Source organism: Pseudoduganella aquatica, from assembly GCF_009857595.1.
GTDB lineage: Bacteria > Pseudomonadota > Gammaproteobacteria > Burkholderiales > Burkholderiaceae_D > Rugamonas > Rugamonas aquatica_A.
Genome location: NZ_WWCU01000007.1, coordinates 83,148 through 107,212, shown reverse-complemented (window position 1 = coordinate 107,212; position 24,065 = coordinate 83,148). Strand labels below are relative to the sequence as shown.

General features: G+C 65.3%; 21 protein-coding genes. 4 read left to right on the top strand and 17 right to left on the bottom strand.

Annotation, left to right across the window (positions count from 1 at the left end; genetic code table 11):
* Positions 1-22: 22 nt before the first annotated feature.
* Positions 23-1,345 (bottom strand): homoserine dehydrogenase, encoded by a 1,323-nt coding sequence (locus GTP77_RS08935; protein WP_161071823.1) that lies wholly within the window; start codon positions 1,343-1,345, stop codon positions 23-25.
* Between the two features lie 54 nt (positions 1,346-1,399).
* Positions 1,400-2,632, bottom strand: coding sequence for a pyridoxal phosphate-dependent aminotransferase (locus tag GTP77_RS08930; protein ID WP_161071822.1), 1,233 nt, complete (start codon positions 2,630-2,632; stop codon positions 1,400-1,402).
* 223 nt (positions 2,633-2,855) lie between these two features.
* Here GTP77_RS08930 and GTP77_RS08925 point away from each other — a divergent pair, with 223 nt between their 5' ends.
* From GTP77_RS08925 to GTP77_RS08915, 3 genes are all read left to right on the top strand, one after another.
* Complete coding sequence (locus GTP77_RS08925; RefSeq protein WP_161071821.1) at positions 2,856-3,230, top strand: Mth938-like domain-containing protein; 375 nt, start codon at positions 2,856-2,858, stop codon at positions 3,228-3,230.
* Between the two features lie 98 nt (positions 3,231-3,328).
* A complete protein-coding gene (locus tag GTP77_RS08920; protein WP_161071820.1) occupies positions 3,329-3,793 on the top strand; it encodes a peroxiredoxin in 465 nt (154 codons plus the stop codon).
* A 224-nt stretch (positions 3,794-4,017) separates the two neighbouring features.
* Positions 4,018-5,874 (top strand): PhoH family protein, encoded by a 1,857-nt coding sequence (locus GTP77_RS08915; RefSeq protein WP_161071819.1) that lies wholly within the window; start codon positions 4,018-4,020, stop codon positions 5,872-5,874.
* A gap of 75 nt (positions 5,875-5,949) precedes the next feature.
* Here GTP77_RS08915 and GTP77_RS08910 read toward each other — a convergent pair whose 3' ends face one another.
* The 6 genes from GTP77_RS08910 to GTP77_RS08885 all read right to left on the bottom strand — a co-directional run bounded on the left by GTP77_RS08910 (position 5,950) and on the right by GTP77_RS08885 (position 12,975).
* Positions 5,950-7,377 (bottom strand): mannose-1-phosphate guanylyltransferase/mannose-6-phosphate isomerase, encoded by a 1,428-nt coding sequence (locus GTP77_RS08910; protein WP_161071818.1) that lies wholly within the window; start codon positions 7,375-7,377, stop codon positions 5,950-5,952.
* Positions 7,378-7,392: 15 nt separating this feature from the next.
* Positions 7,393-8,535, bottom strand: coding sequence for a nucleotidyltransferase family protein (locus GTP77_RS08905; RefSeq protein ID WP_161071817.1), 1,143 nt, complete (start codon positions 8,533-8,535; stop codon positions 7,393-7,395).
* 49 nt (positions 8,536-8,584) lie between these two features.
* The gene (locus GTP77_RS08900) at positions 8,585-9,865 is read right to left on the bottom strand and encodes a nucleotide sugar dehydrogenase (RefSeq protein WP_161071816.1); all 1,281 of its coding nucleotides are present in this window, start codon (positions 9,863-9,865) and stop codon (positions 8,585-8,587) included.
* A 22-nt stretch (positions 9,866-9,887) separates the two neighbouring features.
* Positions 9,888-10,625, bottom strand: a complete 738-nt coding sequence (locus GTP77_RS08895; protein WP_161071815.1) for a WecB/TagA/CpsF family glycosyltransferase — start codon at positions 10,623-10,625, stop codon at positions 9,888-9,890.
* Positions 10,622-11,758 carry a non-hydrolyzing UDP-N-acetylglucosamine 2-epimerase gene (gene wecB, locus GTP77_RS08890; protein WP_161071814.1) on the bottom strand — a complete coding sequence of 379 codons (1,137 nt, stop codon included), beginning with the start codon at positions 11,756-11,758 and terminating at the stop codon, positions 10,622-10,624. Before wecB ends, GTP77_RS08895 begins: the two co-directional genes overlap by 4 nt.
* Before the next feature lie 71 nt (positions 11,759-11,829).
* Positions 11,830-12,975: a glycosyltransferase family 4 protein gene (locus GTP77_RS08885; protein WP_223149317.1), complete on the bottom strand. Its 1,146-nt coding sequence runs from the start codon at positions 12,973-12,975 to the stop codon at positions 11,830-11,832.
* A 135-nt stretch (positions 12,976-13,110) separates the two neighbouring features.
* Between GTP77_RS08885 and GTP77_RS08880 the strand changes: the two genes are divergently transcribed.
* Entirely contained in the window at positions 13,111-14,034 is a 924-nt protein-coding gene (locus tag GTP77_RS08880) for a glycosyltransferase family 2 protein (protein ID WP_161071813.1), read from the top strand.
* A 70-nt stretch (positions 14,035-14,104) separates the two neighbouring features.
* Here GTP77_RS08880 and GTP77_RS08875 read toward each other — a convergent pair whose 3' ends face one another.
* From GTP77_RS08875 to epsE, 9 genes are all read right to left on the bottom strand, one after another.
* On the bottom strand, positions 14,105-15,709 hold the full coding sequence (locus tag GTP77_RS08875) for a hypothetical protein (RefSeq protein WP_161071812.1): 1,605 nt from the start codon (positions 15,707-15,709) through the stop codon (positions 14,105-14,107).
* A gap of 94 nt (positions 15,710-15,803) precedes the next feature.
* Positions 15,804-16,679, bottom strand: coding sequence for a polysaccharide lyase family 20 protein (locus tag GTP77_RS08870; RefSeq protein WP_161071811.1), 876 nt, complete (start codon positions 16,677-16,679; stop codon positions 15,804-15,806).
* A gap of 19 nt (positions 16,680-16,698) precedes the next feature.
* On the bottom strand, positions 16,699-17,526 hold the full coding sequence (locus tag GTP77_RS08865; protein WP_161071810.1) for a heparin lyase I family protein: 828 nt from the start codon (positions 17,524-17,526) through the stop codon (positions 16,699-16,701).
* A gap of 199 nt (positions 17,527-17,725) precedes the next feature.
* On the bottom strand, positions 17,726-19,312 hold the full coding sequence (locus GTP77_RS08860; RefSeq protein ID WP_161071809.1) for an oligosaccharide flippase family protein: 1,587 nt from the start codon (positions 19,310-19,312) through the stop codon (positions 17,726-17,728).
* A 3-nt stretch (positions 19,313-19,315) separates the two neighbouring features.
* Positions 19,316-20,005: an exosortase-associated protein EpsI, B-type gene (epsI, locus tag GTP77_RS08855; RefSeq protein ID WP_161071808.1), complete on the bottom strand. Its 690-nt coding sequence runs from the start codon at positions 20,003-20,005 to the stop codon at positions 19,316-19,318.
* Positions 20,002-20,949, bottom strand: a complete 948-nt coding sequence (gene xrtB / locus GTP77_RS08850) for an exosortase B (RefSeq protein ID WP_161071807.1) — start codon at positions 20,947-20,949, stop codon at positions 20,002-20,004. Before xrtB ends, epsI begins: the two co-directional genes overlap by 4 nt.
* Complete coding sequence (gene epsG / locus GTP77_RS08845) at positions 20,950-21,819, bottom strand: chain length determinant protein tyrosine kinase EpsG (RefSeq protein WP_228896590.1); 870 nt, start codon at positions 21,817-21,819, stop codon at positions 20,950-20,952.
* A 13-nt stretch (positions 21,820-21,832) separates the two neighbouring features.
* Positions 21,833-23,236 carry a chain length determinant protein EpsF gene (gene epsF, locus GTP77_RS08840; protein ID WP_161071805.1) on the bottom strand — a complete coding sequence of 468 codons (1,404 nt, stop codon included), beginning with the start codon at positions 23,234-23,236 and terminating at the stop codon, positions 21,833-21,835.
* A 9-nt stretch (positions 23,237-23,245) separates the two neighbouring features.
* A complete protein-coding gene (gene epsE / locus GTP77_RS08835) occupies positions 23,246-24,043 on the bottom strand; it encodes a polysaccharide export protein EpsE (protein WP_161071804.1) in 798 nt (265 codons plus the stop codon).
* Between the last annotated feature and the right edge of the window lie 22 nt (positions 24,044-24,065).

The following is a 24,065-nucleotide window of genomic DNA, read 5'->3' as shown; positions in this document are numbered from 1 at the left end:
TAACCCGCCATGCCAGAGCCGGTCAGCTCAGGTTTTCCAAGCGGATGCGGGTCACGCTGCCCACCACCGTGCTCAGCGCTTCCATCTTGGCGATGGCGGCGTTGACGTTCTTCTCCTGGGTCTGGTGCGTCAGGATGATGATGTCGGTGTGGGTCTCGTTGTCCGCCGGTTCCTTCTGCATCATGGCGTCGATCGAGATGGTGGCGTCGGCCAGGATGCGGGTCAGGTCGGCCAGCACGCCCGGCTGGTCCACCACGTGCAGGCGCAGGTAGTAGCTGGTGGTGATCTCGGACATCGGCAGGATCTGGATGTCGGTCATGGCGTTCGGCTGGAAGGCCAGGTGCGGCACGCGGTGCTCGGGATCGGCCGTGGCCAGGCGGGTGATGTCGACCAGGTCGGCGATCACGGCCGAGGCGGTCGGCTCGGCGCCCGCGCCCTTGCCGTAGTACAGCGTGGCGCCGACGGCGTCGCCCTGCACCAGCACGGCGTTCATGGCGCCTTCCACGTTGGCGATCAGGCGCTTGGACGGGATCAGCGTCGGGTGCACGCGCAGCTCGATGCCTTCGGTGCCGTTGACCTTGGCGCGCTTGGCGATGCCCAGCAGCTTGATGCGGTAGCCCAGCTGCTCGGCGTACTTGATGTCCACTGCGTCCAGCTTGGAGATGCCTTCCACGTGCGCCTTGTCGAACTGCACCGGAATGCCGAAGGCGATGGCCGACATGATGGTGGCCTTGTGCGCCGCGTCCACGCCCTCGATGTCGAAGGTGGGGTCGGCTTCGGCGTAGCCCAGCTCCTGCGCCTGTTTCAGCACGGTGCCGAAGTCCAGGCCCTTGTCGCGCATCTCGGACAGGATGAAGTTGGTGGTGCCGTTGATGATGCCGGCCAGCCATTCAATGCGGTTGGCGGTCAGGCCTTCGCGCAGCGATTTGATGATGGGGATGCCGCCGGCCACGGCCGCTTCGAACGCCACCATCACGCCCTTCGCTTGCGCGGCGGCGAAAATTTCGTTGCCGTGCACGGCCAGCAGCGCCTTGTTGGCGGTGACCACGTGCTTGCCGTTGGCGATGGCTTGCAGCACCAGGGCCTTGGCTTCGTCGTAGCCGCCGATCAGCTCAACGACGATGTCGATTTCCGGGTCGTTGACGATGTCGAACGGGTTGGCGACCACGTTCACTTTGCCGCCAGTACGCTGCTTGGCGCGTTCCAGGTTGCGGGCCGAGACGGCCACCACTTCAATGCCGCGCCCGGCGCGGCGGCGAATTTCTTCCTGGTTGCGTTCCAGTACGTTGAACGTGCCGGAGCCGACATTGCCGACGCCTAACAGGCCTACTTTGATGGGTTTCATAATTGGTGAGTTCCTTGCAGCGCGGCCGGCGGCGCCGGCGCGGCGCTGTGTTGATCAGATGGGGCTGCCGTGGCGCTTGCGATAGCCTTCCATAAAGCGCGCGATGCGGCCGAACGCTTCCGTCATGTCGTCGGTGTTCGGCAGGAACACCACGCGGAAGTGGTCGGGCGCAATCCAGTTGAATCCGGTGCCCTGGACTATCAGTACTTTGGTTTCTGCCAGCAAGTCGTAGGCGAATTGCTGGTCGTCCGCGATCGGATAGATCTTCGGATCAAGACGCGGGAACATGTACAGCGCGGCTTTCGGCTTGACGCAAGTGACGCCCGGAATATCGGTCAGCAGCTTGTAGGCCAGATCGCGTTGCTTTAACAGGCGCCCGCCGGGGCCCACCAGGTCTTGTATGCTCTGGTAGCCGCCGAGCGCAGTCTGGATGGCAAACTGGCCCGGCGCGTTTGCGCACAAACGCATCGAGGCCAGCATGTTCAGCCCCTCGATGTAATCTTTTGCATGGCGTTTCTCGCCACTCACCACCATCCAGCCGGCGCGGTAGCCGCAGGCGCGGTAGTTCTTCGACAGGCCGTTGAAGGTGACCATCAGCACGTCGTCCGCCAGCGAGGCGATCGAGGTGTGCTGGGCTTCGTCGTACAGCACCTTGTCGTAGATCTCGTCGGCGTAGATGATGAGCTGGTGCTGGCGCGCCAGTTCGATAATCTGCAGCAGCACCTCGTTCGGGTACAGCGCGCCGGTGGGGTTGTTCGGGTTGATGACGACGATGGCCTTGGTGTTGCTGGTGATCTTGCGGCGCATGTCGTCGATGTCCGGATACCAGTCCTGCTGCTCGTCGCACACATAATGCACGGGCGTGCCGCCGGACAGGCTCACGGCGGCGGTCCACAGCGGGTAGTCCGGCGCCGGCACCAGCACTTCGTCGCCGGTGTTGAGCAGCGCGTTCATGGCCATCACGATCAGCTCGGAGGCGCCGTTGCCCAGGTAGATGTCGTCGATCGCCACGCCGGGAATGTTCTTGCCCTGCGTGTAATGCATGACCGCCTTGCGCGGCGCGAACATGCCCTTGGAGTCGGTGTAGCCGGCCGCGTTGTGCAGGTTGACCATCATGTCATGCACGATTTCATCCGGCGGGTCGAAGCCGAACACGGCCAGGTTGCCAATGTTCAGCTTGGTGATCTTGTGGCCTTCTTCTTCCATCTGCCGCGCCTTCTCCGGCACGGGACCGCGGATTTCATAGCAAACTTCGGCCAGCTTGTTCGACTTGGTAATCGGTCGCAAAATCTAATCCTATCGAGAAAACGGGCCCCGTCGCCGGCCCCTGAAGGCCGCCACATGGGGCGATGCGCGCAAATGGTGCATTGCGAAAATACCCATTCTGCCGAAAGCGCTTCATTAAATCAACCTTCGCGGGCCGCAGATCAAGGGAAAACGTTACAATAACGGTCTGTATCGCGTCCCTTTACGCCACTTTACGTACAGTTACTTACGCATAGACTTAATTATGAAGCTCCACGCCAACAGCACCCAGGCCTACCAGACTGTCACCGGCTATTTCGCCGGCGGCGTAGAAATCAACGCCCTGCCCTACGACTACAGCCTGGTCGTGCTGCCGGAAACGCCGCCGCGCGCCTGGCCGGTGGCCAGTTTCGACCAGCTGACGACCGAGCATTTCGAGCAGCTGCTGGCCGACGCGCCGGACGTGGTGATACTGGGCACCGGCGAGCGCCAGCGCTTTGTGCATCCGAAACTGAGCGCCCCGCTGGTGAACCGGCATATCGGCGTGGAGTGCATGGACACCAACGCCGCCTGCCGCACCTACAACATCCTGATGGCGGAGGGCCGCAAAGTGACGCTGGCCCTGATCATCGAAAAATAGCTTGAATAACAAACTTTCGTCCCCACCTACGCGCCGCTGGGTACGCTGCCAGCAACCAGCATGTCCACGCGCCAGCGCCACCGTCCAGGAGAGCACCTGTGGCTGATAGCCCATCCGTAGCAACCGTCGCCGATTTTTCCGCCGCCATGACCAGCGGCAAGACCTTCCAGCTGTCCGGCCGCCCGGCCAAGCATACCGTGCTGTTTTTCTATCCCAAGGACAATACTCCGGGTTGCACCACGGAAAACATGGCCTTCCGCGACCTGCACGAGCAATTCCTGGCCGCCGGCGCCGAGGTGGTGGGCATCAGCCGCGACTCGCTGAAGTCGCACGAGAACTTCAAAGCCAAGCTGGGCCTGCCTTTCGAGCTGATTTCCGACCCGGACGAGGCTGTCTGCCAGCTGTTCGGCGTCATGAAGATGAAGCAGATGTATGGCAAGACCGTGCGCGGTATTGAGCGCAGTACGTTTGTCATTGACGGTAGCGGCCGATTGGTGAAAGAATGGAGAGGCGTGAAGGTTGCCGGTCACGTGGATGAAGTACTGGAATTTGTGAAATCATAGAACGCACCAATCAATCGACGCACCAAAATAGAGATTTTGAGTCTGCAAAGTTCTCCCACCAACTGTACCAGGTGGCTGCGGCCACCAACCGGTACATTCAACGGGCGCTACCCGCCCGCGGCAGTTCTTATATTCCTTTTCGTCAGCATCCACCCCATGCGCCGCTATCTGCGCGGCGCGTCCTATGGGCGGACCCTTCCAGCATTTTTTAGATCGAGATCCTGATGCCACTGCCAAAACTGCCTACCAAGCCAGCAACCCTGTTGCTCGCAAAAGATTACCCGAAGGCCAGCGGCGTTCGTCCCCAGCCTTTGCCTGTTGTTGAACTGGCGCCTGTCGCCGCACCGAAGAAAACCCCGGTCAAGGCCGCGCCCGCAGCCAAGGCCGCCAAAGCCGTTCCAGTACCCGCACCGGTCGCAGCGCCTATCGCTGTCGCCGCACCGGCCGCCAAGGCCAAGACCGCCGCCGCCAAGCCGGTGGCGAAGAAGGCCGCCCTGCTGAAAGCCGCGCCGGCGCCCGCCGCAGCGCCAGCACCCGCCGTTGCACCGGCACCGAAGGCCAAGTCGCCGCGCGGCAAGAGCGCGCCGGTGCTGGCCGAAGCGCCGCATCCAGCCAAGCACAAGCCGGTGGAAGTGGTGCTCAAGTCGTCCACCAGCCGCCATGCCGACCAGGAAGGCAGCACCAAGCTGTTCGTGCTCGACACCAATGTGCTGATGCACGATCCGTCCTCGCTGTTCCGCTTCGAGGAGCACGACGTCTACCTGCCGATGATGACGCTGGAGGAGCTGGACAACCACAAGAAAGGCATGACCGAGGTGGCGCGCAACGCACGCCAGGTCTCGCGCACGCTGGACGCGCTGGTCGGCAGCACCGACGACGACGCCATCGAGAACGGCATTCCGCTGTCCAAGCTGGGCAACAAGGACGCCAAGGGCCGCTTGTTCTTCCAGACCAAGCTGCAGATCGCCGAACTGCCGTCCAGCCTGCCGCAAGGCAAGGCCGACAACCAGATCCTGGGCGTGGTGCGTTCGCTGGAAGATGAGCAGCCGGGCCGCGCCGTGGTGCTGGTGTCCAAAGACATCAATATGCGCATCAAGGCGCGCGCGCTGGGCCTGCCGGCCGAGGACTACTTCAACGACCACGTGCTGGAAGACACCGACCTGCTGTACTCGGGCATCGTGCAGCTGCCGGACGACTTCTGGAACAAGCACGGCAAGGACATGGAATCCTGGCAGGAGAACAAGAACGGCCAGAGCGCCACGTTCTACCGCGTGACCGGCCCCGTCATCCCGACGCTGCTGGTGAACCAGTTCGTGTTCCTGGAGCCGGCCAGCGGCGAGGCGCCGTTCTACGGCCAGGTCAAGCAGATCAACGGCAAAACCGCCGTGCTGCAAACCCTGCGCGACTACTCTCACAACAAGAACAGCGTGTGGGGCGTGACCGCGCGCAACCGCGAGCAGAACTTCGCGCTGAACCTGCTGATGAATCCGGAGTGCGACTTCGTCACCCTGCTGGGCCAGGCCGGTACCGGCAAGACCCTGCTGGCCCTGGCCGCCGGCCTGGCGCAGGTGCTGGAGACCAAGCTGTACAACGAGATCATCGTCACCCGTGTCACGGTGCCGGTGGGCGAAGACATCGGTTTCCTGCCGGGCACCGAGGAAGAGAAGATGTCGCCGTGGATGGGCGCTTTCGACGACAACCTGGAAGTGCTGAACAAGTCCGACAGCGACGGCGGCGAATGGGGCCGCGCGGCGACGCAGGACCTGATACGCTCGCGCATCAAGATCAAGTCGCTCAACTTCATGCGCGGCCGCACCTTCGTCAACAAGTTCCTGATCATCGACGAGGCGCAGAACCTGACGCCGAAGCAGGTCAAGACCCTGGTGACGCGCGCCGGTCCCGGCACCAAGATTCTGTGCCTGGGCAACATCGCACAGATCGACACGCCTTACCTGACCGAAGGTTCGAGCGGCCTGACCTATGTGGTGGACCGCTTCAAAGGCTGGTCGCACAGCGGCCACGTGACCCTGGCGCGCGGCGAACGCTCGCGCCTGGCGGACCACGCCAGCGACGTGCTGTAACTCACGTTCAGGCACAAAAAAACCCCGCACGCTGCGAAGCGTGCGGGGTTTTTTCATGGGCTTTCAGGAGGCGTATCAGGCGCGCTGGTACACGTCCTCGAAGCGCACGATGTCGTCCTCGCCCAGGTAGCTGCCGGACTGCACTTCGATCAGGTGCAGCGGCAGTTTGCCCGGGTTTTCCAGGCGGTGGTTCATGCCGATAGGGATGTACGTCGATTCGTTTTCCGTCAGCAGCGTGACCTTGTCGCCGCAGGTGACGCGGGCGGTGCCGCTGACCACGATCCAGTGTTCGGCGCGGTGGTGGTGCATCTGCAGCGACAGCTTGCCGCCCGGATTGACCGTGATGCGCTTGACCTGGAAGCGCTCGCCGATGTCGATGCCTTCATAGCAGCCCCACGGACGGTAAACCTTGGTGTGGTGCAGGTGCTCGGTGCGGTCCTTGGTCTTCAGGTGGTCGACGATCTGCTTGACGCGCTGCACCTGGTCCTTGTGGGCTACCAGCACGGCGTCGTTGGTTTCCACCACGACCAGGTCCTTCACACCCACCACGGCCACGATGCGGCTCTCGGCGCGCACCAGCGTGCCCTGCACGCCGTCCAGGTAGACGTCGCCGCGGGTCACGTTGCCGTTGGCATCCTTGGGCAGCACGTCGTGCAGCGCAGACCAGGAACCGACGTCGTTCCAGCCTATGTCGGCCGGCACCACCACGGCGTGCTGGGTCTTCTCCATCACGGCGTAGTCGATGGAGTCGGACGGGCAGGCGGTGAAGGCGGCCTCGTCCAGGCGGCAGAAGTCCAGGTCGCGGTAGTCCTTGAGCACGGCAGCTTCGGCGGCGGCGGCGATTTCGGGCTGGAATTTCGCCAGTTCGGCGATGTAGGCGTCGGCGCGGAACAGGAACATGCCGCTGTTCCAGTAGTAGTTGCCGGCGGCGACGAAGCCTTCGGCGGTTTCGCGGTTCGGCTTTTCAACAAAGCGGTCCACCTTGAAGCATTGCTCGGCGCCTGCGCCGGCGCCGCTCTGGATGTAGCCGTAGCCGGTTTCCGGCGCGGTCGGCACAATGCCGAAAGTGGCCAGGGAGCCGTCCTTGACCATCACCAGCGCGCGCTCCACGGCTTGGTGGAAGGCGTCCACGTCGTTGATGACGTGGTCGGCCGGCAGCACCAGCATGATGGCGTCGGCGTCGATGGCCTTCAGGTAGTGGGCTGCTGCGGCCACGGCCGGCGCGGTGTTGCGGCCGACCGGCTCGAGCAGGATGCCCAGCGGCTTGACACCGATTTCGCGCATCTGTTCAGCCACCAGGAAGCGGTGCTCATTGCCGCACACGACCAGCGGCGGCATCAGTTCGGCGCTGGTGGCGGCGCGGCCGGCCACGCGCAGCGCGGTTTCCTGCAGCATGGTCTTGTCGGCAACCAGCGGCAGCAACTGCTTCGGCAGCACGGCGCGCGACAGCGGCCACAAACGGGTACCGGCGCCGCCGGACAGAATGACGGGATAAATTTTCATGCGGTGATGGTCCAATTATTTGTAGAGTAATTCTTCTTGCCTGCGGCGGCGACGGCGGTCGCGGGCATTTGCCCATTCACCCGTTTCATATTCTGAAACGTGTTTCATTTCACCAGCTCGGTCGACACTATAGTCCTTAAAGACAATTAATTCTTCTAAGGTAACATCCGGTAACACGCGAGTATATTCGAACAACACGCTTCGCACCACCTCCGCGCCGCTGCAAACGTGGCTGCCGTGGCCTATCCACGTCGGTCCGATGATGTGGGCGCCCGCTTCCACCCTGGCGCCGGAGCCGATGTAGACCGGTCCTTCTATCTTGGTGCCGCCGCTCCAGTCTATGCTGGTGTTGAGGCCGACCCACAGGCCTTCGTCGACCTGGATGCCGGGCACTTTCATGTTTTCCACCTCGCCCAGCAGCACGCTTTGCAGCACTTCCCAGTAGTCTTTCACGCTGCCGATGTCGATCCAGTTGAATTTGCGCTGCTGGGCGTAGAACGGCAGGCCCTTCTCGGCCAGCAGGGGAAACAGCTCGGAGCCGATGTCGAAGGGACGGTCGGTGGGGATCAGGTCGATCACTTCCGGCTCGAAGATGTAGATGCCGGTGCTGGCGAAATTGGACAGCGCCTCCTCCTGCTTCGGTTTCTCCTGGAAGGCGCGGATGCGGCCGTCCGCGTCCGTCACCACCACGCCGTAGCTGGGCACTTTGTCCCACGGCACTTCGCGCGTGATGACGGAAGCCAGCGCGCCCTTGCGGCGGTGCTCGAACAGCGCCGATTTGATGTCCAGGTCGATAATGGCGTCGCCGCACAGCACGATGGTGGTGTCGTCGAAGAAGCCGCCGAATTCCTGGATCTTCTTGATGCCGCCCGCCGAGCCCAGCGGTTCGGGCACGACTTCGCCCTCGTTGTTGGTGTAGCCCTCGAAGGAATAGCCGATCTGCACGCCGAACTGGTGGCCTTCGCCGAAATATTCCTCGATCTTCTCGTGCAGATAACTGACGTTGACCATGATTTCCGTGATGCCGTAGCGGGCCAGGTGCTCGACCAGGTAGGCCATCACGGGCTTGCCCAGGATGGGGATCATGGGCTTGGGGAGGTCATACGTCAGGGGCCGTACGCGCGTGCCTTTGCCGGCTGCCAATATCATCGCTTTCATGCATGCACTCCTTGATTTAAAAAGGGGCCGAAACCGGCCCCTTGTGTAATTACAGGCGCCAGACGCACAGCCCGGCGTCTTTCAGCGCGGCGCTGTCGAACGCCGCTTTGACGTCGATAAAGCAGCCGCCCTTGATGAGTTTTTTCTGGATGTCCTCGACCGGCCGCGCCAGCAGCTCGGCGTGCGAGACCGCCGCCACCACCGCGTCCGCGCGCGGCAGGTCGTCCCAGCCGTACAGGCGCACGCCATACTCGTGCATGGCCTCGTCGGCGTCGGCGTAGGGGTCGTGCACGAACACTTCGATGCCGAAGTCGCGCAGCTCGTTGATGACGTCGCCCACCTTGGAGTTGCGCAGGTCGGCGCAGTTTTCCTTGAAGGTCAGGCCCAGCACGTTGACGCGCGCGCCCTTGATGTAGCTGCCGGCCGCGATCATGTTCTTGACGGTCTGCTCGGCGATGTATTTGCCCATGCCGTCGTTGATGCGGCGCCCGGCCAGTATCACCTGCGGGTTGTAGCCCAGCTGCTCGGCCTTGTGCGTCAGGTAGTAGGGGTCGACGCCGATGCAGTGGCCGCCCACCAGGCCCGGGCTGAACTTGAGGAAGTTCCACTTGGTGCCGGCCGCCTGCAGCACTTCGGAGGTGTCGATGCCGATCTTGTCGAAGATGATGGCCAGCTCGTTCATCAGCGCAATATTCAGGTCGCGCTGGGTGTTCTCGATGACCTTGCAGGCCTCGGCCGCCTTAATGCTGGTGCAGCGGTGCACGCCGGGCACCACGATGCGCTCGTACAGCTGGGCCACCTGCTCCAGCGTCTCCGGCGTGTCGCCCGCCACCACTTTGAGGATGGTGGTCAGGGTGTGGTGCTTGTCGCCCGGGTTGATGCGCTCGGGCGAGTAGCCGACGTTGAAGCCTTCCCTCCATTTCTTGCCGGAGGCCTGCTCCAGCACCGGGATGCACACTTCCTCGGTCGCGCCCGGATACACGGTGGACTCGTAGACCACGATGGCGCCGTCCTTCATGTGCTTGCCCACGCTCTTGCTGGCGCCCACCAGCGGCGTGAAGTCGGGGTTGTGGGCGTTGTCCACCGGGGTCGGCACGGCCACCACGATGATGTCGGCCTCGGCCAGCATGGCCGGGTCGGCGGTGTATTCGGCGTGCACGGAGGCGGCCATCTGCTCGTCGCTCAGTTCGCGCGAGGGGTCGGTGCCGTGGCGGCAGGCGTCCACCTTGGCCTGCGAAATATCGAAACCGATGGTGCGGCCGTGCTTGCCGAACTCGATCACCAGGGGCAGGCCAACATAGCCCAGGCCAATCACTGCAACTGTCGTCATTTTTTTCTTCCTCTTGTTGGGATCAGCGGCGCGCCGCTTCCTTCAGGAACAGCCAGACAAAGGCCATGTCCTCGATAAAATAGCGCCGGAACATGCGGCGCGGCTCCTGCAGAAAACGGTAAAACCATTCCAGTCCGGACTTTTGCATCCACAGCGGGGCGCGCTTGACGCGGCCGACCGCCACGTCGAAGGTGCCGCCCACGCCCATGGCGAACGGGATTTTCATATGGGCCTGGTACTGGCCCAGGAAATGCTCTTTTTTCGGCGAGCTGATGGCCACGAACAGCAGGTCCGCCCTGGCCTCGCGGATCTGCTCGACCACGCCGGCTTCTTCTTCCGGCTTCCAGTAGCCGTTGCGGTAGCCGCACACGGTCAGGCCCGGGTATTTGATTTCGTACTGCCGCTTCACCTCGGACACCACTTCCTCGCGCGCGCCCAGCAGGAACACCCGCCAGCCGGTCTTGGACGAGCGCTGCATCAGCGCTTCGAACAGGTCCACGCCGGCCACGCGCTCCTTGAGCGGCTTGCCCAGCAGGCGCGAGGCCCACACCACCGGCATGCCGTCCACATTCACCAGTGCGCAGTCGTTGATGATGCGGCGCAGCTCGGCGTCGTGCGCGGCCTTGACCAGCTTGTCCACGTTGACCACCACGTGCTGGTGCGGCCGGCCGGTCTGGATAAAGCCGTCTATGGTTTGCAGGGTCTCTTCCATGGTCAGATTATCGACCTGGCAGCCCATCATGTTTATGCGTTCGCTCATTTCGTGCGCTCTTTTTTCAATTCCTGCACCAGCACATCCACGATGCGCTCGGCGGCCTTGCCGTCCCACAGGTGCGGGCGGCGGCCCTGCTTGCCTTCGCCGCGCAGGATTTGCTCCGCCGCTGCGGTAATGGCCTGCGGCACGGTTCCGGCCAGCACATTGGTGCCCTCTTCCACCGTCACCGGGCGCTCGGTGTTCTCGCGCAGCGTGATGCAGGGCACGCCCAGCGCCGTGGTTTCCTCCTGCAGGCCGCCGCTGTCGGTAAGCACCAGCGCGGCGTCCTTCCACAGGTCGAGGAAGGCCATATAGCCTTGCGGGCCGACCAGGGTGATGTCCGGTCCCAGGCTGATATCGAATTTTTCCAGGTTGGCGCGGGTGCGCGGATGCACCGGGAACACCAGCGGCAGCCCGCGCGCGATGTCGCGCAGCGCGCCGGCCAGCTGGGCCAGCATGGCCGGATCGTCGACGTTGCTGGGGCGGTGCAGGGTCACCACGCCGTAGCGCTGGCCCGGCGCCAGGCCCAGGCCGGCCTTGATGGCGGCGCTTTCCAGGCCAAGGTGGGCAACCGCGCCACTGGCGGCCAGCTTGTCGGCCTGGAACAGCACGTTGTCCACCATCACGTGGCCAACGTAGTGCACGGCCGCCTCCGGCTTGCCCTCGCGGCGCAGGTGGTCCACCGCGCTGGGCTCGGTGACGAAGAACCAGTCGCTGATGCTGTCGGTGACCAGGCGGTTGATCTCCTCCGGCATGCTCATGTCGCCGCTGCGCAGGCCCGCTTCCACGTGGGCCACCGGAATGGTCAGCTTCTTGGCGACGATGGAGCACGCCAGCGTGGAATTGACATCGCCCACCACCAGCACGGCGTCCGGGCGCTGTGCAATGCACAATTCCTCGAAGGCCAGCATGATCTTGGCGGTTTGCTGGGCGTGGCTGCCGCCGCCGGCGGCCATGAACAGGTCGGGCTGGGGAATGCCGAGCTCTTCGAAGAAGACGTCGTTCATCTCCCGGTCGTAGTGCTGGCCGGTGTGGATGATCTTGAACGACAGCCCGCCGTGCGCCTGCAGCGCGCGCACGATGGGCGCGATTTTCATGAAGTTCGGCCGCGCGCCGGCGACCAGGTAAATCATAGCCATATCATTCCTAAAAACAGATCAAAGAGACAACATATTAATCGCAGTGCAGCATTTGCAGGCGCACGGCTGAGTCAGGCTGTGCGCGCGGCAGCCGGGGCCACAGTGGCCGGGCCGAGCGGCACGCCCAGCTCGGCGTAAATCGCGCGCAGCTGGCCCAGCACGGCGTCGAAGGCATACTCGCGGGCCACACGCGCAAAGGCCTGCTCGCGCAAGCGGCTGCGCAGCGCCCTGTCCTGCAATGCCGCGACGATGGCGGCGGCGAGCGCCGTCCCCGGTCCGGGCGGCACCAGCAGCGCCTCCACGCCGTCGTCGATAAAATCGGGAATGCCGCCCACCGGCGTGGCGATCACGGGCACGCCGCAGGCCATGGCCTCCAGCAGCGCCACGCCCAGCGCCTCGAAATACGTGGGCAGCACGAACAGGTCCGCCTGCTCCAGATGCTGCTGCTTGGCGGCGCCGTCGACCCAGCCGGGCAGGCGCAGCGCGTGCGCCACACCCTGTTCCGTGGCCAGCGCGCGGATGGCCTCGGTCTCGCCGTCGCCGGCAAACACAAAGGTGGTGGCAGGCAGCACGGACAGCACGGCCGGCATGGCGCGCACCAGGTCGAAGATGCCTTTCTTTTCATGCAGGCGGCCCAGGAAGAGCACCGTGGCCGCGCCGTCCGCGCGCTCAGGGCGCAGCGGCGCCAGCAGCGGCGGCACGCGCACCGGATTGCCGACCACGGCCACGCGCGCGGCCGGCTCGATGCGCAGCACGTCGGCGCGCCAGCGCGGCGCCACCACCACCACGCGGGCGGCGCGGCGCAGCACCAGACGCACCCAGGCGCGCGCCAGCGGGCCGCAGCCATGCGCGTAAAAGTCGGGAAATTCTCCGCTGTGCAGATGGAACACATAGGGCACGCGGAACACGAAGGCCAGCGCCGCCACCAGCGACTTGCGCCAGAAGCTGCCGCGCGAGGCGCTGTGCACATGGACCACGTCCACGCGGCGCGCCGCCAGCAAGCCGGTGATGCGGCACAGCGCGGACGCGATGGTGCGCAGCTGGGTCAGCTTGCCCTTGCCTTCGTAGGTGGACACATAGCGCACGCCCCACTGCTCGAACAGGCCCACCTCCAGGTAGGAGCGGATCACGGCCGTGATGCCGCCATGGGCCTGCAGGCCGGTGCCGACCATCAGGATGCGGCGCCGGCGGGACGACGCAGTGCTTGCTAAACTCATGGAAAATTAATGACTAAAATGAAAGTATGTGGAGGAATCATAGCAGCAATGCATGACAAATCTACAGTGCTCGGTGCGCACGATAGAAGATATGTTTCAAGCAAGTTTAACAAATCACCATGCTAGAATCAGAGCATGAAAATCAGCATCGTGATCCCCGCCTATAACGCCGCCGCCTGCCTGGAGACGGCGCTGCGCTCCGTGCAAAACCAGACCTTCCGCGACTGGGAGGTGCTGGTGGTGGACGACTGTTCGCGCGACGAGACGCGCGAGCTGGTGCGGCGCTGGGCGCTGGCCGACGAACGCATCCGCCTGATCGAACAGCCGCGCAACGGCGGCCCGGCGGTGGCGCGCAACGCGGGCTTCGACGCCGCGCGCGGCGAATGGATAGCGCTGCTGGACGCGGACGACGCCTGGGCCGAGGACAGGCTGGCCAGCTTTATGCCGTACATGGAATCGGGCCAGTACGACCTGCTGTGCGACCGCCTGGCGCTGTACAACGCGGCGCAGGACAAGGTGGTGGCGGCCAGCTGGCCGTGGGTGCGCCAGCCGCACCGCATCGCCATGCGCGACCTGCTGCTGTGGGATCTGCCGGGCCAGCGCGCGCCGCTGGGCTGGGCCAAGCCGCTGTTCCGGCGCGCCTGGCTGAACCAGCACGGCCTGCGCTACCAGCCGGCGCTGCGTTTCGGCGAGGACTGGCGGCTGCTGGTGGACGCGGTGATGGCCGGCGCGCGCGCCGGGCTGCTGCCCTTCGCGGGCTACCGCTACACCATGCGCCTGGCGGAAAAGAATTTCAGCCAGACCAAGACCGACACGGTGTCGCCGCTGCGGCTGCAGCGCGACATGGTGCAGCAGTACGGCGCGCGCTGGACGCCGGGCACCCGGCTGGCCGCGCGCCTGCGCGGCTGGCTGATCGGCGGCCTGGACGCCAAGGCGCGGCTCAAGCCCGCCGTGCACGGCAAGCGCTGGTTCGCCCTGGCCAAACTGCTGCTGAGCAGCCCGCGCTGCTGGGGCATCCTGCTGGTGCACCAGTACGAAAAACTGGTCTGGTACCGCTAAGCTCCCACCCTGCCCCGGGCGCCGCCTGCGCCCGCCTCCCTCAAACACCGCATCATCCAATACCGCGTCATCAAGCGGCCCACGGTGTGGCCGCGCCCGCCGGACGCAGCGCGTGGCCCGGCGCGCGGCCGCCCTCGCTGCCCTCGCCGTTCTTGGCGCGCGCGGCCGCTTCGGCGCGGCGCAGCTGCAGCGAGTAGGCGAAGGCCATGCCAAAGAACATGAAGGGGATGGCCACGGTGTTGGGGTCGCCGTAAATCGGCGCCGTCAGCGAGCCGGTGAAGGCCAGGAAGTGGCCGACGAAGGCCAGGCGCCACAGCAGGCGCTCGCGCACGTGCTGCACCGTCCACGCACGCTGCAGGGCGAACAAGGTCATCACGCCGCCGAACAGGAAGACCGCGCCGCCGCCCAGCCAGCCGGTCTCGCCGAACAGGTTGGGCCAGTAGGTGTCGAGCAGGTACAGGTCCTGCCGGTACCACCAGTAGCGCGTGCTGTAGCCCAGCATTTCATACACGGAGCGGTCGTACAGGCGGGCGGCGTCGCCGCCGAATTTGCCGAAGCCGGTGCCCAGGGGGAAGTAGGTGTTGGCCAGGTGGAAACCGTCCATGTACAGCACGGTGCGCGGATTGGCCAGCGCCTGGTAGGACGGCAGCAAGCCCCACTGCAATCCCAGTTCGGCGCGGTGCACCGGCCCCAGCACCAGCATCATGGCGCCCAGCAGGAGCAGCACGGCCGCCACCGCCAGCAGCACCGCGCTGATGCGCGGCTTCATTTTCGCCGTGAACAGCAGGATGGCGCAGGCCGCCAGCGCGTCGAAGATTTCCTGGCGCTCGCCGGCCAGCATCAGCACCAGCATGAAGCCGCACAGCAGCGCGTAGTTGCCCACCGAGCTGCCCTGCCCGCACAGGCGGCGCACAAACACGCAGCACAAAAAGAGCGAACCGACCGAGGCCAGCACGCTGGGGTGAACGAAGGGCCCGGTGGCCAGGTGCAGGCCAGGCAGCAGCGGGTTGCCGTTCTGGCCGCCGCCTGCGTTGCGCGCGATCAGGTGGTGCACCGACGGCGCGGCGAACTCGACGGCCAGCGCGGCCAGGCACAGCACCAGCACCAGCTTGACCACCAGCCAGAAGCGCTGCTCGCCGCGCTCGCCCAGCGTGACGCTAAAGCCCAGCAGCAGCATGATGGGCAGCTTCAGGTCGTAGCCGATCTGGTAGAAAAAGGGATGCCAGTGGATGCGGCCGGCGCTGATGGAACTGGCCGCGCCGAGCGCGAAGAACAGGCCGAACACCAGCACCATCAGCTTGCCGAGCCAGGAGTTGCCGGCAAAAATAAACAGGCCGCGCAAGGCGTAGATGGCGAGCGGGATCAGCACGATGGACATCACGCCGCGGGTGCGCAGCGGCGACACCGTGTCGGCCAGCGCGGTCAGCAAGGTCAGGCCCAGCATCAGCCAGAACACGCCTTCGCCGCCGAAGCGGAAACTGGAAAAGGAATTGGTGAACAGGAGCAGCCCGAACAGCAGGACCGGGGCAGCCAGCACCAGGGCGAACACGCCGGCGCCAAGGCCGACCAGGCCGCCGAACAGCAGCACGCTGAGCAGGCCTACCAGGACCAGGGGCAGCACCGACAGGCTGGAGCGCAGCTTGCCCGGCAGGCGTGGCGCGGAGGGGAACTTCATGATGATTACCGTGGAAATCTATAGTCCAGGTAACTTATCATATCGTCAAAAAACCGCCCACGCGATTGCGCAAGCGGTCTTCCGTTTTCGGTGCTTAGCGCGGCCCGCAAGGGGTCTGCGCGTACATCATGTCGTAGGTGCTGGCGGCGCCGCCGAGGTGGATGAAATCGGCGTACAGGTTACGCTGCGGCACCATCATCGTGCCCGGCAGATACAGGCCCACCTTGGCGTAGTTGCCCAGCCAGGTTTCGTAGCTGTTGTAGGTGTTCTTGGCGCTGAACACCTCGGCGCCGTTCATCCACACCTGGATCTGCCCCACGCCCGGCTTGTAGGACCAGTCCGCGCGCACCACGAAGCAGTACCATTTGTTCAGCTCCACCGTGCCCAGGCGGATGGACTCGGCCACCGAGTTGGCGCGGGTGGCCGGATCGGTGCCGCCGCTGGTGCTGCGGTGGTTGTAGTTGAAGTCCAGCGACAGCGTACGGTCCTGCACCGTCAGCGAGGCGGGCGGCGACACCACCGCCGTGTTCTGGCTGGTGTGCAGCTGCGCCACCAGCGTGGGCGAGTTGTGGAACACCCAGTCGCTGGGGAAATACATGCTGAAGGTGTACCAGCGCAAGCCTTCCTTCACGTATTCGTTGCGCGGGGAAATCTCGGTGCGCGAGCCGCCCAGCACCAGCGGATCGGTCTTCGCCACTTTCATGTTGAACACCTTCCTGCCGCTGCCGGCCGGATCGTCCACCAGTGTAACGTTGTTGGGCGAACCGCTGTTCAGCGTGTAGAAGTCAGGAAAGTAGCGCGTGGTGGCGGTGGCGTTGGCCGCCAGCAGCCAGGAGATGTACTGGTAGGTCTTGGGGTTGGTGGCCATGGTGGTGACCGGGCCGCCGCGCGCCGGGTCGATCTGCGCGTGCGCGCCGGCCGCTGCGCCGCACAGGGCCGCCAGCGCGATGAGTTTGTTCGTCAATTGCATGCTCAACCTCTCTAGGTCCTTATTTCACCAGCGCCGTGGTCGCGCTGGTGGTTTTGCAGGGCGTTTCCGCCAGGAGTTTTTCCAGGGTGGTGTCCGGGCCGCCGAGGCGGATAAAGTCGGTGTACAGCACGCGCTCGGCCACGCCGAGCAGGCCGGGGAAAGACAGCCCGACGCGCGGCACATTGCTCGCGCCGCCCGGATAGGAATTGATGTCGCGCTGCGCATCGAACACCTTGTCGCGGTTCTGGTAGACCGTCAGCGCCCCATTGCCCAGCGTGGGCGACCATTCCGAGCGCACGGCGAAGCAGTACCACTTGCCGGTCTGCAGCGTGCCCAGCTTGACCGCCTTGACCGCAGAATTGGCGGCCGTGGCCACGTCCGCCGCGCCGCTCAGCGGACGGTGGTTGAAGCCGAGGTTCAGCTCGATCGCGGTGCCGCGCACCACGATGGCCAGCGGCGCCGGCAAGCCGGACAGCTGCGCCACCGGCCCCACTTGCGCCACGACGGCCGGATTCGGATGCGCCACCCAGGTGGTGGGGAAATACACGCTCAGGCCATACCAGCGCGGGCCGCTCTTGCCCTCCTCGCCCAGCGGCAGCACATCGGTGCGCAGCTTGCCACTCACCGTGGCGTCGGTGCTGCGCACGCGGCTGCGCAGCACGGTGCGGCCGCTGCCGGACGGGTCGCTGGCAAAGGTCAGATTGCCGCTCCAGGCGGAATACAGCGCATAGCGCTTATTAAAATCGGCCTGCGACACCGCGCCGCCCACTGTGGGGTCGATCTGGCTCCAGGCCGAAGCGCACGCCAGCGCGCTTAAAATAATAAAACCAAGTTTCGGTAATTGCATAACGGCTTCCTCCGTGTTTCGTTATTTAATTACGATAGCATGAAACCGCTGTTTTAAGCGTTGCCACAGACCAACACGCCATATTAATTCCGCATATTATCGCTGCATGTTAATTTTGAATGAAAAGACGCCAATTGATAAACAAATCACGGTTGTTTATTTTAGATAATATTAAATTGGAATATCCGGTTCATTTATATTAACTTGAAACAGCCGGACTCTGGCGCAGCAGACGCAGGGCGCGCGCCGGCAGCAGGGCCAGCTCCGCCGCGGACAGCGGCCGCAGCAGCAACAGCACGCCCCAGCTGACGCCGGTGGCCGCGCACAGCGCCAGCGCCAGGTGGAAGGCGTCCGCCCCGCCCGGCAGGCTGGCCAGCACCATGGCCGCCAGCAAGCCGGCCACCAGGTATTTCGCCAGGCCGCTCCAGTGCAGGCGGTAATGCCAGTCCGGCGTGCGCAGCTGGCGCAACACCAGCGCCGAATACACGGTTTCGGCCAGCGCCAGCACGGCGAACAGCCAGCTCCAGCGCTGTTGCGGGGCCACCAGCAGCAGCGCCAGCGGCGTGAGCAGCAACACGAAATTGGCGCGCGTGGTGGCCGACGAGCGGCCCAGCGTGTGCGCCATCAGGTCGGTCAGGCGGCGGTGCGCCAGCACCACCAGCACGGCCAGCCAGCCGGTGAGCAGCCAGTGCGCGTCCGGGTAGCGGCCCTTGCTGAGGAAGGCGGCCAGCTCGGCGCCGCGCACCGCGCACAGCACCAGCAGCGGCAGCAGGCACAGCAGGTTGACTTTGTAGATCAGCCCGGCGCGCAGGCCCAGCTTGTCCTTGTCCTTCTCCGCCGCGTAGCGCACCACCAGCAAGGTGCGCACGATGCCCAGCAGGAATTCACTGGGCAGGTATTTGCGCACCTGCTCGGCCAGGTTGCGGGCAAAGCCCAGCGGCGCGGCCGCCTCCGGCCCCAGCGTACGGGTCGCCAGCAGGATCACGGCCTGCCAGCTCCAGGTCAGATTGGCAATATTGCTCAGCCAGGCGTTGCGGCCCACGCGCAGCATGTCGCGCCAGGCCGGCATGGCCCACGCCGGCTCGGCGCCGGGCATGCCGGCGGTGGCGGCCGGCTGGGCCGCAGCCGGCCGGCCGGCTTGCGCGCGCAGCGGCCACAAATGCCGCTGCAAGCACCATGCGGCCACCAGCAGGCTGCCGCTGCTCGCGATCAGCTCGCCGACCGCCAGCGCGTGCGCATTGCGCCATTCCTCGTGCGAAAAGGCCAGCACCGCGTAGCCGGCCAGCGCCACATTGCGCAGCAGCTGGCTGGCCTGGCCGGCTTTCTGCAAAAGCAAACTGGACAGCAACTGGTCGCGGAATACCCGGCTCACGCCTTCGATCAGCATCACGCCCGCGTAGAGGCGCAGCACGCCCTGCGCGTCGCGCAGGCCGAGCCAGGCCGTGAGCAGCGGCGCTGTAAAAAACAGTATCAAGGCGCCGCCCGCCAGCAGCAGGGCCTGCAGCGCCGCGCTTTGCCACACAAAACGGTATAAATCCCGCCCGCTGGCATGCATGCGGATTTGCGGGATATAAATACCGGTCACCCATTCCATGCCGAATCCGGATAAAACTATCCCCATTTCGATAATCGAATAAGCGGCGACGTAATTAATATACTGATTCTCCGGAAGCTGGCGCGCAATCCAGATAAGAATAAAAAAAGCGGCCAGTGCATTAAGAAAACGGCCGCCTACGTAATAAGCTATGCTGTGATTAAAAGCACGGCCCGAATAATTTTCTGACATGTGCTATGGCCTTGCCGGATTGCCAACCAATTTGGCCGCGTCGGCGGGCGGCATGCTGCGCACCAGGTCGGCGATGAAGCTGTCTTGCAGCGCGTAGCCGGCGTCGCGGTCGGCCCCGATATTGGACACGCGGAACAGCAGCCCGTCCGGAATCTGCCCGTTCAGGCTGAAGCGAAGCTGGGTGATGCGCTGGGCCAGGGTGCCGGACACGGTCTCGTCGCCCACCCGTATCCAGTAGCTGATGGGCTCCTGGCGCGCGCCCAGCACCGCGTACAGGCGGTTGACGACGACGTTGGCGCCGCCCACCTGGCGCTGCTGCTGGGCCACATTGTCGACCCGGAAGCCCTGCGCGGAATAACATTTCTCGGGGCGGTGCACGCGCAGCCGCCCGCTCTGGTCGCCGCCGTAGGCAATCGACAGCATCACCCGCTGGCCGCGCGCATTGACGTAGGTGCGCGCCAGCGTTTCGTCGTACAGCTGGCCGATGACCTCCTCCACCTCGGGCGGCGGCTGCACCGGCACCACGCTGCGGTCGATGCGCCAGCCGGCGAACTCGGCCGGAACCAGGGTTTCCAGGCCCAGTTTTTCCATCTCGGGCGCGGCGTGTTTTTTCGGTTTCAGCAAGGCGGCGGCGGCGCTGGTGCCGCCCATCAGCGTGGCCAGAATGGCGCCGGCGGCGGTTCTGCGGTTCATGTCGTACTCCTGGAGGCGGACGCGCTGCGGCGGCGCACCGCGCCGCGCAACAGCGTATCGACGCCGATGATCAGCAATAGCGCGCTGATAAACAGCACCATGCCGGCAAATCCATGCAGGAAACCCTGCCCGGCGGCATCGCCGAAATGGTAGGTAATCAAGGTCAGCGTCATGACGCGGATAATATTGGCGGTAAATGAAATCGGCACGATCAATAGCGCCAGGCCCACATTGCGCAGAAACGAGCCGTGCCGCACGATATTAAGATACAGCAATCCGAGCGCTTCCAGCGTGAACAGGGTGTGCAGGCCGGCGCAGGCGTCGGCAACCAAAAGTTGATACTGGCCCACCTGCAGCACCACGCCGCTGCGCGCGATGGGATAGCCTGCCGCGAACAGGATGTGCTCGGCGCACCAGGACACCGCCATCTTCATCGGCATGGTCAGGGTGTCAACAAAGGGGCCGGGCAGCGGCAGCATGAACAGCATGAAAAACAGCGGGAACCACTGCACCCGCAGCGCGGCCGGTCCCTGCAGCAGCAACAGCACCGCCAGCACCGTGCACGGGAAGGAAAACATTTCGATGAACTGGATGTTGAGCACGCGGCCCAGGAAATAGCTCAGCAGGCCCATGGCCAGCAGCGGCCAGCCCCAGGAGGCGCCGCGCGCCAGCCGGCCGGCGCCGGAGCCGGTCCCGGCCGCCATCATGGCCGGCCAGTTGCGGTACAGCAGCCACAGCGACACGCCCAGAATAATGGGGCCGTGCGCCTGTTCTTCCCTGCCCCATACTTCCTGCAGCGCGTCGTAGAAAGTGGGCAGGTACAGGGCCAGCAGGCCCGCCAGGGCCAGCAGCCAGCAGGCCGGCAAGCTGTCCCGGCGCTGCCCCTGGCCCGGCCCGGCGGCCGAGCCGCGGCCCGGCGGCAGCGGAGTGCTGGCGGACAGCATTTAGTGCTCCACCATGACCGAGCCGACCACGGCGATGCCGGCGTGCTGCAGCTGGTCCACGCTGGCGCTGATGGCGGCCAGCGAGGTGCGGTTCTTGCGCGCCACCAGCAGCACCCCGCCCACGCGGGAGGCCAGCGCCAGCGTATCGGAGCCCAGCACGCAGGCCGGCGCGTCGTACAGCACCACGTCGTGGCGCGCTTCCAGGTGCAGATTGAGGCTGGCGAAGCCGGGGCGCGCCAGCAGCTCCTGTGGATTGGGCGGCAAGGTGCCCGCCACCAGCACCGACAGGTCCACCATCTGGTCGATTTTTTCCGCCACGCCCGGATCGGCGCGGCCGGCCAGCACGTCGGACAGGCCGGCGCGCTGCTTCAGGGCGAAAATTTCCTGCTGGCGCGGCGTGCGCAGATTGGCGTCCACCAGCAGGGTCTGTTCGCCCAACTGCGAGAACACCACCGCCAGGTTGGCGGCGAACAGGCTGGCGCCGTCGCCCGGCTCCACGCCGGCCACCGCCAGCGACTTGCGGCCGCGTCCGAACCAGCGCAGCATCAGCTGGCTGCGCACCGCGCGCAGCACTTCCACCTGCGCCGAGAACGGGTGGTAGGCCGCCACCAGCTGCGGCGACAGGCCGCCCTCGCCCGGCGCCAGATAGGGATAGTCGAACTGGCGCGCCAGCACCTGCTGGATGTCGGCCTCGGAGATCAGGCCCAGGCGCTGGGCCGCCTCGCCGAAGCGGATGCCCAGCTCCTGCTGCATGCGCAGCACGCGCTCGGCGTTTTCAGGGCTCAGCTTGCCGGAGGCGAGCAGCAGCCCACCTATGCTGGAGTCGACGGCGGGCGGCAGCGCCGCGGGTTTCATGGCTGGGTGGTTCATAATCTTGTCCATATCAGGTCAGGCGCACGCGGCGAGGCATCAAGGCCATGCCCAGCTTGGAGCGGGCACGGGCCGGGCCCCAGTGAATTTCGCCCAGCACAGGGATCTGCACCAGGTCGGCCAGGTCGGCGCGCGAACGCACGCGGCGGTCCAGCATCTCGGCCAGCATGCCGAAGCCCACGCCCAGCAGGCTGCCCATGAACAGGGCCAGCACGGTGTTGAGCAGCAGGCGCGGCGAGGACGGCTCGACCGGCGCCACGGCCGGGTTCAGCAGCGCGATGTCGGACTGGTCGGACTGCCCTTCCATGCGCGTCTGCGACAGGCGCAGCGAGGCCGCGTCCATGGCGCGCTGGGCCGCCTCGACGTCGCGCTGCAGCACATTGAGCTCGTCGCGGCTGCGGTTGATTTGCAGGATGCGGGTCTTCTGCTCGGCCAGCGCCTCGCGCAGCGCGGCCTCGCGCGCGCCCAGGATCTGGGCGTTGTTGCCGACGCTGTTGGAGGTCGACGCCACCGCCGAATTGAGGCTGGCGCGCAGCTGGTCCGCCTCCGCCTTGGCGCTCTGGTATTGCGGGTGGTTGCGCCCCAGGCGCTGGCCCACTTCGGCCAGCTTGGTGTCGGCCATGCTCAGCTGCGCGCGCAGGTTCTGCACCAGCGGGCTGGCGGCCACGTCGGGCGAATCGAGCGCGCGGCCGCTGGCCACGCTGCGGCGCGAACTCGCTTCCATCTGCTGCGACTGCGCCATCACCAGCTGGGCCGACAGGTCGTTCAGGCGGTTCGACTCGACGTCCAGGCGGTTGTCCAGGCTGACGATGCCGTTCTCCTGCTGGTACTTCGACAGCCGGCTCTGCGCCGCCTCCAGCTGGTCGCGCAGGCCCTTGATCTGCTCGGTGAAGTAGCCGGTGGCCTTCTTCATCGGGTCGGCCTTCAGCTGCACGCTGAGCTTCTGGTATTCGTCGGCGAAGGCGTTGGCCACCGCCGCCACGAAGGCCGGGTCGGCGCCCTTGAAATTAATCTCGATCACGCTGCTCTCGCGCGAGGGCACCACGTCCAGCTTCTTCAGCAGCAGCGTGGCCAGCCAGTCGCGCACCGTGCCTTTGCCGCCGGTGTCTTCGCGGAACTGCTCCTGCACCGCCGGGTTGGCCGCCAGCTTGAGCTGGTCCACCACGCGCAGCGCCACGTTCTTGCTGGAGATCAGGTCGATCTGCGTGGCCACGTAGCTGGGCATGAGCTGGCCCGGCATGGTCATGCCGGTGACCGGGTCCACGCCCTTGGTGTTGAGCAGCACCGAGGACGAGCCTTTGTAGGTGGCCGGCAGCAGCAGGCTGACCAGCACGGTGACCGCCACGGTGGCGATCAGCGTGGCCAGCACGATCTTCTTGCGCGCTTGCAGTATCAATAAAAATTGGGCGAAATTCATGGCGTTTCCTTAGAACAGGCTTTCCTTGACGTACACGATGTCGTCCACCTGTACCGGGTCGTCGTGCTTCACGTTGATGATCTGCAGCTGGCCGCTGGCGTCCTTGCGCTTGATGCGCATGCCGCGCTCGGTGCCGCGCGGGGTCAGGCCGCCGCCGGCCGACAGCGCCTGCAGCACCGTCATGCCGCGCTCCAGGCGCACCGCGCCGGGGTGCTGCACTTCGCCGTAGATGTAGAAGCGCGGCGCGCGCTCGACGTAGATGATGTCGTTCGGCTGCAGCTGGTAGTCGCGGCCGAAATCGGCGGCCTGCACCATCTGCACCACGTCGATCACTTCGCGCGTGGTCTTGCCGTCGCGGGTGCGTATCAGCGACACGGTGTCGCCGCCCTCGGGGCCGATGCCGCCGGCCTGGGCCAGCATGTCCATCAGGCTGCGCTTGCCGTCCACCGGGTAGCGCCCGGGGCGGTTCACCTGGCCCAGCACGGACACCTGCTGGCTCTGGATCTGCGTGACCAGGATGTTGACCTGCGCCCGCTTCACGTAGCCGCCGCTTTCCAGCAGGGAGCCGATTTTCTTTTCCGCCGCCGGCACCGTCAGGCCGCCCAGGGCCACCTGGCCGATCAGCGGGAAGGTGATGCCGCCGCTGTCGCTGACGCGGGTTTCCAGCGCCAGGTCCGGACTGCCGTAGACCGAGATTTTCAGCACGTCGCCGGAACCGAGCACAATGTCGGCCGCCATGGCCGGACGCAGTACCAGCGCCATGACCAGGCTGGCGGCCAGGGCCAGCCACAGGATGAGTTTTTTCATGATGAGCTCACTTGATGAGGGG